Here is a 12,769-nt window from a genome sequence, read left to right on the forward strand (position 1 = left end):
TTGAAAATGAAAATTTACAAAACCAATTCAAATGCCGGGAAAAATAAACGAAAATATAAAAAACATCAGGGAACTTAAAGACTATACCCAGGAATATATGGCCTTAAGGCTTAACATGACACAGGCAGGCTATAGCAAGATTGAAAAAGGAGTCATAGCGTTAAGTTGCGATAAACTACAAGAAATCGTCTCTATATTTGAAATGGATCTCATTAGCATTATAGAGTTTGAAAGTAGTTTGTACCTTAAAAGCAATTATAGTAAGCCCAGAGCGTATGAGCAGGGTGATCTTTCTAATATAGAGAGGCTGTACAGAGATAAAATTGTACTGCTGGAGAAACTGCTGGACAGAACAGATAATGAACTTAAAAATTACAAGGATAAATATGGCGGCCTGTAAATAATGGCTTTTAGAATTTTTTTCAAGAATCTGGGTGATGGTAAAAACATTGCAAAGCTGAAGTGTCTTATTTATTGAAATCTTAGCAAACAATTACAACTTCATCGCTAAATGGTTTTTGATTTATAAACAGTATCGTTAATTATTACAATTAGTTATATTTTACATCCTTTGCAAGAGCATTTTAACGTCAAACTCCCGTAGTATTGCAAGGTGAGCACTTAACTTTTCGATAATATCGAAAAGGTCTTGAGATTCCCTCTTATAAATTTAACAGGAGAAGTTATAATATGACTAATTATATAGTTAACCTTAATTCGGATTTGGTTTTAGTAGGCATTGCTGTTGCCTACGGATACTATATCACGATAATAAAAAAGAAGAGAAGGTAAGCGCCTTATCAGGTGCTTACCATTTATAGAACAGATAGAAGCATAAAATGGAAGATTATGTTTTTATGGACAGCCGTCTTGCATTTGTTGCAAGGCGGTTTTTTTTATCCTATGCTGCTTTTAATAGCTCAACAGGATATCATTGCAAAGTTCTTTTTATTGAAGACTATTACGATTTTTACCCATCAAAATCATGGCAACACCAAAGCCCAGTCCTGCAAATAACGCTAAGCTAATATTTCGCTTTGTTTTTGAAGGCGGATTACCATATACCCGAAGTGGTTCTTTAGAGTTTGTCAAAACATTTCCAGAGTCATCGTTTTTATCTTTATTAAGTTTCATTTTCATGCGTAAGGCTGCAGATGCTGAATTAATGACCATTTTTGGAAATAATTTGTAAGTGGTAGTCAATGCGGCAGCAGTAAAATCAGGGAACATATCTTTTTTGGGATGTTTGGCCAGATCCACCATTTTCGCAGCAGTCTCTCTTGGATCAGAAGCTATAAAAGGAATTTTCATGTCAAATCCCGAGTATTTGGCTGAATGTAAATTACCGGTAGAATTTTGCAATTGAGGGTACAGATTGCAGATGTGGATATGCTTGCGATTGGATATTTCACCCTGCAGGCATTCCATCATTCCTCTGATTCCATATTTGGTAGCCGAATATACAGCACTGTAGGGTGCAGGCATAAAACCTCCAATAGATACATTATTAATTAAAATACCCTGATCTTGTTGTTTAAAAATTTTGATGGAATTATAAGCTCCGTGCATGTATCCAAACAAATTGGTTTTAATGACCTGCTGGTGAACTTCTAACGGAATTTCTTCAAATTTTCCACTGGCCATTACACCGGCATTATTTACCCATACGTCAATTCTTCCGTCAAGAGCCAAAGCTTGCTGTACAACTTTATCGACATCCTCTGCAACAGACATATCGGCACTAACGCCAACAGCCAAAACATTTAGATTCCGGCAATATTCTACCACCTGATTGATACCTTCCTGACCTCGGGCCACTATGACTACATTGCATCCTTCCTGCGCAAAAGCTTCTGCCGCAGCACGCCCAACACCACTGCTGGCACCAGTTATAACAACAGTTTTATCTTTAAGACTGTTGCTTAAATTTTTAGTTTCTTTCATAATATAATATTTTATATTACCTTAAGTTACTAAAAATAAGCTTTGTAGTTGCAGTAATTTAAGAAAATTTTAATTCTGATCAGTCCATAATAAAAAGTGCTTCATCATAAATTATGGTTGATGGCGTTTCAATTTAGAACTTGAACTTCGTTATCTGTTTTTTCTTTTCAGATAAAGTGATGCCGATTGGCTCATGGTAATTAATGAGGCTCCTAGTATAACTATATCTTTAAGTACCAAACGCCCACGTCCTGATAAATAAGGAAATCCGTATTGATGATCTGTCAAATGTGGCACCCAACTTTCCGGAGTTGTTACTAAAAACGAAAGTGTACCGATGGTGAGTATAAATACTAAAATGCTTCCAAACATACTTGCAAGAGGAGCCCAGTTATGAATGGCTACTAAAAAAGCAATACCAATTAATAAAATTCCCAAGCCATTCGCAAAACCATAGGTATTATTTTGAATGTTCCATTGGTGATTTTCGGTAATTAATTCACCTTCTTTATTGCTGTATTGTTTATACTCAGATGGATTGTTATAGAAAAAAGACATAAAAGGACTGTTGGCCACAAAAGGCACGATTCCATCAGCTTCATAATTAAAGAATTTAAGTCCGCCAATCCATAAAAAAACGATTACGATACCAGCGCGTACTGCATTTTTACCAAGATTATCAAGATTTGCTATTGTGTTTAAAAGAGCATTTTTCATTGTTTTGATTTTTAAGTTTTTGTCATCATTAACAATGCAAAGTTATCTCGTCGATAAGCAATAGGAAATGGATAAAAAGCGCTATTAGCTAGACAAATCTGCCACAATAGAAATACCGGTTGTTTTTCTGAAGGTCTGAGGAGAGATTTTAGTCATTTTTTTAAACACGCGGCTAAAATAATATTCATCCTGGAATTTTAAGGCATAAGCAATTTCCTTGATACTCAATCGGGTGAGATGAAGTTGCTTCTTTGCCTCAAGAATTAATCTTTCCTGAATCATTTGCGTAGGCGTTTTATTGAAACGTTTGCTGCATTGTTTAGTGAAATTATTTGGTGTCATATACAGTAATGATGCGTATTCACTTGGTTTATGCAGCGATAAGAAATTTTCTTCAAGCAATATTTTAAACTGATCCATTTTTTCATCTTTTTGAAAATTTTGTTTCTCAGTAGTCATTTTCAGACTGCTCGATTTGGCAAGTACCAGCTGAAGATAGGAGCGTAATACAATTTCTGACGGATTCTGTTGTTGTATCTCGTCAATAATATGATCGACTAACTGGCAATACAATTGATGTTGTTGAGTAGTTAATTGTATCGAAGGCTCAATGTAAATATTGTTAAATAATAATCCATTGCAGGCCACCTCTTTTCTATGATATTCTATACAGTAAAAGTCACCATGAAATTGTAATGTGGTGTAGGTTAATGGCGAAATTTCCGTGATCGATATAGATTGTTGCGGCGTTGAAAATAGTATCACAGGAGCACTAAAAGAAAAAGAAGCAAAATCAGCATGATAAATTCCTTCACCTTTACTTACCAATAAGATAGTATATTCGCTAAATTGTAAAGGAGTATCTAATAAATTAGTTTCAGATTTTTCTATTCCTAAGAGTAAGGTTTTGTTTTCTGAGAATACTTTGTTCATTTTCGACTTTGGATTGGATATGATTGTAAATTTATACAATGAATTGTTGCTATTCAATACTATTTAGAAAGATATCACAAAATAGCATTAAATTATATAATAAAGTATGCATTAAGTGCGTCGTTAGATGCTAAGACTATTTTGCTTACTATTTTGTGTTTATCAATTTGGCGAATTGTTTCAGGACTAAAAAGAGCAAATTATTTGGACTAAAAAGAATAATTTTTTTCTTAATGCGTGGGTACCATTATGCAAATTGCACACCCAACAGTTTACAATTAATTTTTATATTTGATGATTAAATGAATAAAATGAGCGAAAAAACGAAACCGTATGCCTTAATAACTGGCGCCAGCAAAGGCATTGGAAAAGCTATTGCTTATGAATTGGCCAAACAGGGTTATCCGCTATTGCTTGTTGCAAGAAGTGAAGCCGAATTAAAAGCACTATCTGATGAGCTGAAGATTAAATACGACATCAATGTAGCTATTTTATCGATTGATCTTTCGACAGATGGTGCATCGCAAAAAGTAACCGATTGGATAAAAAGCAATAACTATCCTGTTGGCGTTTTAGTAAACAATGCCGGTTATGGTGTGTGGGGCGATTTTAGTCAGTCTTCTCTAACCGATCAGCTTGGCATGATGCAGCTTAACATGAATGTCGTAGTAGAACTTTCACATTTATTAATCCCCATACTTTCACAAGAAAAACAAGCCTACATTTTAAATATATCGAGTACTGCTGCTTACCAGGCTGTACCTACGCTGGCGGTGTATTCGGCTACAAAGGCTTTTGTTTTATCGTTTACGCGTGCTTTGCGTTTCGAACTTGCCCAAACTTCCATTTCAGTAACCTGTTTTAGTCCGGGTCCGGTTGCTACTGGTTTTGCTTCAAGAGCGGGTTTAGACGCTTTCAGCAAAATGGCCGAAAAGTTTAATATGCAGCCTGATGAAGTGGCAAAAATGGCGGTAAAAGCCATGTTCAACAAAAAATCAGAAGTTATTCCGGGTTTTACCAATATCATTTCGGTTTATGCCAACCGCATACTACCAAAGGCTTTCATCGAAAAAACCGCTGCCGGAATTTATAAAATTTAATTTTTTCAAAAAAAAAATAAAAAAATATTCTTTGCAAATAAGAAATTATATTACATTTGTATAAATATCTACTAATTCTATAGAGTATATCTAATATGAGAAATAAGTTTAATTTTACTAAAGATCGAATGCACGCCAACACTATGCGAATGTGTTGCTGTTGTTGCTGTTGCTAATTCTTTAGATAAAATTTCAAACACTATTATTTCATTTATTAAATATATTTATCATGGTATCTTCATATAAAACATTTACCCTTACTGAGCAATTAACTGCTGAGCAAACAAACTTTTTTAACGAACATGGCTTCATCCATTTCAAAAAATTTATAAATCCGGAAACGGTTTCATCCATCATTGATGCATCAAAACAAGTGGAGCAAAAATGGATTGACAACGACCTTCAAAAAGTAAATGGTGTTCCCATTAAATACGGAAAAGATTTAGATGGTTCTCCAATTGTACAGCGTTTTGCTTTTATCAATCAGCATCATCAAACCTTAAGCGGACTTTTACTTGATCCAAGATTCAATAGTTTATTACCATTGGCAGGCGAGGGGTCGAGATTGGGTACTGAAGAAAAAGACGGAATGGTTTTCAATCACTATATCAACGGGCCGGAAAGTAAGTTTACTAAAATGGGCTGGCATACAGACGGTTTAAGAGATATTTTTTATGGTGGAAAATTAAACCCGATGTTAAATGTGGGTATTCACTTGAGCACTTTACAACCCGAAAACGGCGGCCTTAAAATCATTCCGGGTACGCACAAGCAAAGTATTTATCAGATGCTTTTTCGTAAAAAATACTTTTTAGATAATAAACCTGATCCACAGGAAGTTGCTATCACTCCGGAAGCTGGAGATTTAACCATTCACGATGGCCGTTTGTGGCACAGAGTGGCAGAATCAACCATCCGTGGCGAAGCAAGCAGAAGAAGAGTTATTTATGTTCCCATTATAGCCGGAAAATATGCTCCAAAAGATGAGAACAGCCCAACGGTTTTTTATCAACGTTTTGCGGGTATTGTTAAATAATTATGCTGATTGCCCTTGCATTTAGTTATCTGGTTAGATCAGGTAAGCTAAAAAGAACCAGCGATTTCTTTAAAAATACGCAAAGAAAAATAAAATTGAAAATTATAAAACTAGAATTGGCTTACTCTCAGGCTTAGTAATATTGTTTTATTAATGGGAAAAGAAACACAGGTTGAAGATTATAATGAAATTGCACAAAGAACATTTTCAGACCGTAAGCGAACTAATATTTTAAAAAAAGCAGAACAGTCAACGATTGTATTTTTGCTTCCAAAGGTGCCTAAATTCATTTCGCCCAACGTGCTCACTTTAATAGGTACATTGGGTTCGGGACTCGTTTTTTTAGCTTTTGTTTTAGGTACTTATTTAGCCAATTGGTATTTGCTTTTGGGTATTATCGGATTGGCTATAAATTGGTTAGGCGATTCTTTAGACGGAAGATTGGCTTATTATAGAAATACTCCGCGCCGCTGTTATGGTTTTGCACTCGATATTATTGCCGACTGGATTGGCATTGTACTTATAGGCTTTGGCTACTACATTTATGCTGAAAATGCCACACAAATAGTAGCTTTTGCTTTTGTCGCCTTGTATGGCTGGTCGATCATCATCAGTCAGTTACGCTATAAAATCACCAATGAATACAGTATAGATTCTGGCGCTGTCGGCCCAACAGAGCTTCGGTTTATTATTGCTTTTATTTTAATAGCAGAAGTTTTATTTCCGGGATCCATTACCTATTTGGCTGGCTTAATCACTATTATATTGCTTATAATTAATATCATAGACAGCGTAAAACTTTTAAAGCTAGGCGATTTAAAAGATAAAAACCAATACTGAAATGTTCAGGAAAAAATCCATAATCACTTTTCTACAAGCACAAGTTGCGGCATTTTTAGGCGGCATTACCGATTATGGCTTGATGATTTTACTAACTGAAGTATTCAAATTACATTTCACTTTTTCTATTCTAATCTCCGGAACCGTTGGCGCCGTTATCAATTTCAGCATCAATAGATTTTGGGTATTTAAAAATCAATCTGGTTATAGCAGTCCGATCAATAACCAGCTTTTTAAATTTGCGTTGGTGGTGTTAGGAAGTATTTCCCTAAAATCATTTGGAACGCTTATGTTGCAAAAATCATTTCAAATCGATTATAGAATCGGAAGATTGATCATTGATAGTTTTGTTTCTTATGGATTTAACTATCCGCTGATTAAAAATTGGGTTTTTAGGTCAAACGATAAACAGAATGTAGTCGAATCAAATTAAGTATATCAATAACCAGTTGGGTGTAATTTTGTGGTTTTTCTGTTCTAACACATAGTCCCAAAGCCCAATGTCATTAAGTTAAGGAAGTAGTAAAAAGACAGAGAAGTAAAACAAAGTTTGTCATCTCGACGAAGGAGAGATCACACTAGTATTTCCGGTCAGATATTCGCCAATCTTTGTCGAGTTTCTTGTGTGATCTCTCCTTCGTCGAGATGACAAGATTGCGGATTCTGAAAGAGTTAATCTTCATTAAAACATGTGAAACGCCTTTTTAAATGTCTTAAAGCTATGTTTCCAGCCTGGACTGAGCGGAGTCGAAGTGTGTTTAAATAATTACACCCAATGTCATATAAAAATTTCGTTTATGAATAAATTACCCTTTAAATATTTTACAAAATCTCTAATCGTTATAACCCTCTTAGTCAATATAATTTCCGGAAATCTATTGGCACAATCCAAAAATCCATCGCCGTTACATTTTCCAACACCTAAAAATATAGATAATATGCTGTTTTACATTCAGCGCGACCCCAATACAAACACTGCTATTTATGCCATTAACTACCAGGAAAATGGAAAAATAGACAAAAGCAATCCTATAAAAGCCTATTGGATTCGGTATGCTGAGAAAGGAGAAAAAAAAGATCTTAATTATTTACAACGCAAATTTGCCTACGGAATAGAAAGTAAAACGGTAAATAATGAAGAGTTTGAGTTTCAATTTGTATCGTATAAAAAGTTATCCTTAACCTTGAAAAAGATAGATGCAGATCAAAAATATCATGTTTTTGTAAATGTAAATCAGAAAAAAATTCAGGTAGAAAAAATATTTGTGCGCATTGAAGGAGGTTCTTTTTGGTTTCCAAATGTAAAGTATGCTGAAGTTACCGGGGTTGATGTTTCTTCTAATAAAGTAATTACTGAGAGGATGTTGTTGAAATGAGCTTTCTATACTTCGATGTATAAATGATAGCACAGAATTCTTCCGTGCCCATTCCTATATTAATAAAAAAAATTCTACAAAATATTATTGCCAATTTTAAAGACTTTTAATTCAGAGTTGATAACTAATTATATGCATTATGAACATCTAGTTTCTTATGCTTCTTCAGCTTTTAACTCACTGTATTTTTGAGACATTGATGTATTTTTAATTTTTTCAAATTTATTTCTTTCGTTATCTTTTAGATAGTCGAAAAAACTTATAATATTTTCCTTTTTTGAATTATTTACTAAATTTTTATTATTTAACAATTCACATGCATATGTTGGGGAATGTTTAAAAATCTTTGAAAATATATCGCTTAAATTATTGTTCTTTATAATAGGTTCAGATATTAAATCAAGATACTCCGTTTTGCTATTTATTGCGAAATAAGTTGCACAATATTCAAATTTTCTGTCATTTGGTTCAGTGGCTACTAAATCGACAAAGTATTTTTCGATTGCATCATCATTTTGATAAGTGAGTAGACGAGCAAAAAAATCTTTATCTCCTTTATTTACATCAGTTCTTTTTAAAAGTCCAATTAATCTAAGTATTTGTAGTTTTGATGCTGTTTCGCCATTAAGACTTTCTAAATTTGTATAATGAGTAGGTAAAGTTTGTTCTTCTAGGTTTTCAAAAGATTCGATTGCTTGGTCTATAGTTTTTGTAACCCTTTTTTTCATGTGTTCGTCAAATCGATTCTCAAAATTTTCTTCAAACTTTAGTAATAAATTTTGAGATTGTTTTAATGCATCTTGCGCAGGTTTAAACTGAAAGATATAAAATAATAGGGGAAATATAGCTCCAAATAAAGCTATTAAAATTGTAAATCCATTGTAGTATAGATCATTTAAGTCTTTATATTCTCGACTAATATTTTTTGAATAATTCATTTCAATTGAATTTACTTTTTTATCAAGAATTGATATTTTATTTTCGATTAAATTATTCCTTTTTTGTGTAGTTTCTTTTGAGAAACCAACATTTAAAATTAAAAAAGCAAATAGGGTAATTATATATCTCATATTAATATTTTGTTATTTCTCTCAACAATCTCTTTTTAACTTCTCAATCAATTCGCTATTGCATCTCCAATCGAAACTTAAATTTATTACAGATCATTATTTAGTTTTATTTTGTTTAAATCTTTTAAGATATACTTTACGGGCAGGGATTACAAATCCTCGAGATCGAGTTTTAAAGGATAATTTTACATCTCTAATCGTAATTTTTCTACTACTTTTTCTCCATCTGCAGTTAACGTATAATATTTTGCTGCACTAGTATAATTTGTCTTAAATTTGATTAAACCTATTTGTAAGAAATAGTCGAGCGATTTATCGTTATTTTGAATGGGTTCACCCCGTTGAATATTTAGACACAATCTTAAAAATTCTTCAATAGTACTTTTGCTTCTAATACGACTTATGAATGAATCTGTTTTATCTGCATTATTGGAAGACTGATCATTATCTGTTTCAGTAGTTATATTGCTTTTAATTTTGGAAATGTCTAATATTTCATTTTCTAAGTTTTTAATACGAGTTTCTAATTTTGATTTACTTTCACGTTCCTTATCTAATCGAATTTGTAATTCATCATTTTCGGAGCGAATTCTATCGTATTCTTCTTTTAAAACTATTGATTTAGAATCTGTTTTTTTATAAATCCAAGGAGTTAAGCGTTTTTCAGATAAATTGACAATAACTCTTGAAATATTTACTAATATATAAGTTAAGATTAAAAGTCCAAATGACCATAAAATATTTATTAATAGATTTTCGACAAAATTAATTTTATTATAGTAGTCATTAACGAATTTTATTCTTTCTCCACGTTTTGAATTTGGGTCAAAATTGAAAAGACTGTAAACTAAATCCCAATTTCTAATCAACCATACTAGCAAATATGTTCCAAGAAATGGATTCTTACTTTTTTCTTTAATGTTTTCTGAAAATGAAATTAAAAAATCTTTAATCATTTAATAATCTATTTATGTATAGTTTCTTGCTAATGTATGATTTAAATATGATTTTATTAAGACTAAATTTTCAAATGTTTTGGATTACTAAATCAGTTTGTGAATTTTCGTTAAAATAAATATTATCGTAATAAGAAATAATCATATTAGGATTAAAAACACATTTTAACAGGATAAGTTTATTTTTTGTTGATAATTATATTAAAATACTTAAAAAATATAATTTTATTGCAATATTTTATTCTTATTATTGTAAAAAAAGAAATATGAGTACAACTATAAATAGTGAATTGGAAATTGATAAAAGATTGTTAAAAGCATTTTCTGTTGAGTCTTTGAAAGCCGTTTTTAACTTAACAGAAAGTAAAGAACGACAGGCTGGATTATTAAACATAATTTCACGTTCGTATACTACTGACGATTTATACAGTATTGTTTTCGAGCACTTTTCATTATTGAAACAGTATGTTTATTTATATGAATTTAAAGGAGCTTTAGATGATGAATGGCTGGACAAACATCCTTCATTCATAAGCAAACAAAAAATTAGCAATAGTCACTCAATTTTTAATTTGCTTATTCCTGTTACTTATGAAGGGTATAATAAAACACAACGTGATGTTCAAGAATTTAATTTTTTAGTTCCTGTACAAATCCATAAAAAGAAAAATATCCTATCTATTCATATTAATTTACTTGAACGTGATATAGCCACAATAACATCTGATACAATTTTAAGTCCCAGACGTGATATAAATGACGAAAAAATTTTAGCAAGTATTACACCATATGCTAATCCAACTCATTTATATAAATACGATTTAAACAAGGGGATAAAAAAACTATGGCACGAAAATGAAATTGAAGCAATGAAGGTAAAATTTAAAAAGGCAAAATCAACTTCCCAAGAAGTAATGGATGAAAGCGATTTTGGTATTAAAAAAGAAATGCCTAAAGAATATGCGGAATTGATTAAAACACCAATACGTCAGACTACATTTAGATTATTAGAGAAAGAGAATTTAGTTAATTTTTTTGTTGTTGACCCAACCACTGGAATTTTTAATTTTTCAGTTTATCCGCCGTACTTAAATGGAATTAATGACTTAATAGATTTAGTAGTAAAAAACAATAATTAACATGTTTAAAAGTCTACAGGCTAAGCGAGCTCAATTAATTAAGGAAACTGACCCTGACAGAATTTATGTAGAAAATGTCAGAAGCTTTTTTAATATATCTACACGTTGGGCAAGATTTTTATGTAAGATAGCTGTTAGACAAGGTATATTCCGTAGAAAATTTGCTGTTGAATGTAAAAATGAAAATTGTACACGTATTATAAAAGTTTATAACAATTTAAATGATATACCTGAAGAGATTAATTGTTTTACTTGTGAGCTTGAAGGAAAAGAAAAATTTACTTTTAAGACTGAAGATTTAAACATTCTGGAATACTATCAATATATAGAATATGGCCACTAAGAAGGAACAGCAAAACATTAATATGTTTCGTGAAATGAATGATATAAGGCTTAAGGCAGCTATTACAATTGTACTACTAAGTTGTTACGTTATAGTACTTATTTGTTTACTGGTTTTAGTATGTTTAAATCGTCCCTTTGAAAATATGAAAATAATTGCAGTAATCGAAACACTTTTAACTTTTGCGTTACCTTTTATTTTTAGACATTTTTTTCCGACAAAAAAAAATATAACAAATGATTCGGAATAAATTTTTATATTTCTATAAATATATTCTCTTATCTGTAAACATCTGAGTAAATCGTTTCCCAAACTCCAAACTTCGTAAAGCCATGGGACATTAGTAGTAATTCTCTATACTCTTAATAGACATGAAGACATTTTATGCTGATGACACATACTGCAAATCGGACAAATCCGACAAAACGAATCGGATTCATCTTTTCGGCGGTATTCTAATTAGCAAAACTGACGAAACAAGATTACTCGAAATCATAAGCAATGCTAAATCAAAATATACACATCCAAATTTACCGATGAAATGGAATTTTAAGGACACGGTAATAAAAGATAAGTTTCTGGAATTCAAAAGACTAGACGAGTATAAAGCTATGCTTGCGGAATCAAATTGTTGGCGTAAAGAAATAATTAAAAATTCTCTCGAGTTAGATTATACAATAGTTTGTGGAATAATTGAAAGTTTTTCAGATGATATGAAATTGGCAAAAAAATCCAAACCAGAATTTCTGAAATATTCTTTTGAAAATCTTTTGATGCGTATTGGAATTGATGCTATGAACAAAGATTACGAAACTTATGTTATTTTAGATTGGCCGCCAGACGGCAATCCTCAACCTTTAGTCCAAGCATATTATCGATTATTTCATCAAGGAAAATCTTCTGCTGGAACTACAATAAAATGTGGAAAATTATCAGATTGTAATTTCTTTCATTCACTTCTGTTTGCAAAATGTAACCACAGTCCACTTTTACAATTCAGTGACTTAATAATTGGTTCGATAAAAGATTATTTAGATGCGAAACTTTCAAAACGTCAAAATTTATTTGCCACAGAAATTTTTGAACTTTACAAATGCAAAATTAGATACGGGAATGGAACTATGCTAGGTTACGGAATTATTCCTCCTAGTGGTAACCCATCTTTTAGAGGGAAAATTAAAAAAATTCTAGAAGAGTAAGAAATGCTCTTAACAACACAATGCCTCCGCTCTTCAAAGTCTTCCTTATGACAAACGCAAATGTCTCTGACTTTGTGCATTTTTTTGCTTCTTAGAAATTCTACACCTGATAAAAG

Annotated in this window: 14 protein-coding genes; 9 read left to right on the plus strand and 5 right to left on the minus strand. The window is 31.8% G+C overall.

What is annotated here, in order from left to right; all coding sequences use genetic code 11:
• The first annotated feature begins 31 nt into the window (after positions 1-31).
• Positions 32-400: a helix-turn-helix transcriptional regulator gene (locus FLP_RS13190; protein WP_065449951.1), complete on the plus strand. Its 369-nt coding sequence runs from the start codon at positions 32-34 to the stop codon at positions 398-400.
• Positions 401-948: 548 nt separating this feature from the next.
• On the opposite strand, the gene FLP_RS13195 is transcribed toward FLP_RS13190, so the two are convergent.
• From FLP_RS13195 to FLP_RS13205, 3 genes are all read right to left on the minus strand, one after another.
• Entirely contained in the window at positions 949-1,944 is a 996-nt protein-coding gene (locus FLP_RS13195; protein ID WP_065449952.1) for an SDR family NAD(P)-dependent oxidoreductase, read from the minus strand.
• A 150-nt stretch (positions 1,945-2,094) separates the two neighbouring features.
• On the minus strand, positions 2,095-2,661 hold the full coding sequence (locus FLP_RS13200; RefSeq protein ID WP_165606676.1) for a DUF417 family protein: 567 nt from the start codon (positions 2,659-2,661) through the stop codon (positions 2,095-2,097).
• Positions 2,662-2,745: 84 nt separating this feature from the next.
• Entirely contained in the window at positions 2,746-3,594 is an 849-nt protein-coding gene (locus FLP_RS13205; RefSeq protein WP_083195866.1) for a helix-turn-helix domain-containing protein, read from the minus strand.
• Between the two features lie 311 nt (positions 3,595-3,905).
• On the opposite strand from FLP_RS13205, the gene FLP_RS13210 reads away from it, so the two are divergent.
• The 5 genes from FLP_RS13210 (at position 3,906) to FLP_RS13230 (ending at position 7,946) form a co-directional block, all read left to right on the plus strand.
• Positions 3,906-4,694, plus strand: coding sequence for an SDR family NAD(P)-dependent oxidoreductase (locus FLP_RS13210; protein WP_065450294.1), 789 nt, complete (start codon positions 3,906-3,908; stop codon positions 4,692-4,694).
• 229 nt (positions 4,695-4,923) lie between these two features.
• Positions 4,924-5,730 carry a phytanoyl-CoA dioxygenase family protein gene (locus FLP_RS13215; RefSeq protein ID WP_065449954.1) on the plus strand — a complete coding sequence of 269 codons (807 nt, stop codon included), beginning with the start codon at positions 4,924-4,926 and terminating at the stop codon, positions 5,728-5,730.
• A 153-nt stretch (positions 5,731-5,883) separates the two neighbouring features.
• Positions 5,884-6,570, plus strand: coding sequence for a CDP-alcohol phosphatidyltransferase family protein (locus FLP_RS13220; RefSeq protein WP_065449955.1), 687 nt, complete (start codon positions 5,884-5,886; stop codon positions 6,568-6,570).
• A gap of 1 nt (position 6,571) precedes the next feature.
• Positions 6,572-7,003 (plus strand): GtrA family protein, encoded by a 432-nt coding sequence (locus tag FLP_RS13225; RefSeq protein WP_065449956.1) that lies wholly within the window; start codon positions 6,572-6,574, stop codon positions 7,001-7,003.
• Positions 7,004-7,367: 364 nt separating this feature from the next.
• Complete coding sequence (locus FLP_RS13230; protein ID WP_065449957.1) at positions 7,368-7,946, plus strand: DUF4833 domain-containing protein; 579 nt, start codon at positions 7,368-7,370, stop codon at positions 7,944-7,946.
• 155 nt (positions 7,947-8,101) lie between these two features.
• Here FLP_RS13230 and FLP_RS13235 read toward each other — a convergent pair whose 3' ends face one another.
• Together FLP_RS13235 and FLP_RS13240 are read right to left on the minus strand one after the other, a co-directional pair.
• Positions 8,102-9,016: a hypothetical protein gene (locus FLP_RS13235; protein WP_065449958.1), complete on the minus strand. Its 915-nt coding sequence runs from the start codon at positions 9,014-9,016 to the stop codon at positions 8,102-8,104.
• Between the two features lie 185 nt (positions 9,017-9,201).
• Positions 9,202-9,972 (minus strand): hypothetical protein, encoded by a 771-nt coding sequence (locus FLP_RS13240; protein ID WP_065449959.1) that lies wholly within the window; start codon positions 9,970-9,972, stop codon positions 9,202-9,204.
• A gap of 266 nt (positions 9,973-10,238) precedes the next feature.
• On the opposite strand from FLP_RS13240, the gene FLP_RS13245 reads away from it, so the two are divergent.
• The 3 genes from FLP_RS13245 (at position 10,239) to FLP_RS13260 (ending at position 12,653) form a co-directional block, all read left to right on the plus strand.
• On the plus strand, positions 10,239-11,111 hold the full coding sequence (locus FLP_RS13245; RefSeq protein WP_065449960.1) for a hypothetical protein: 873 nt from the start codon (positions 10,239-10,241) through the stop codon (positions 11,109-11,111).
• Position 11,112: 1 nt separating this feature from the next.
• Entirely contained in the window at positions 11,113-11,454 is a 342-nt protein-coding gene (locus FLP_RS13250) for a hypothetical protein (protein ID WP_065449961.1), read from the plus strand.
• 371 nt (positions 11,455-11,825) lie between these two features.
• Positions 11,826-12,653 carry a DUF3800 domain-containing protein gene (locus tag FLP_RS13260; RefSeq protein ID WP_065449963.1) on the plus strand — a complete coding sequence of 276 codons (828 nt, stop codon included), beginning with the start codon at positions 11,826-11,828 and terminating at the stop codon, positions 12,651-12,653.
• The last annotated feature ends 116 nt before the right edge of the window (positions 12,654-12,769 follow it).

This window comes from Flavobacterium piscis (genome assembly GCF_001686925.1).
In the GTDB taxonomy this organism is placed as follows: Bacteria; Bacteroidota; Bacteroidia; order Flavobacteriales; family Flavobacteriaceae; genus Flavobacterium; species Flavobacterium piscis.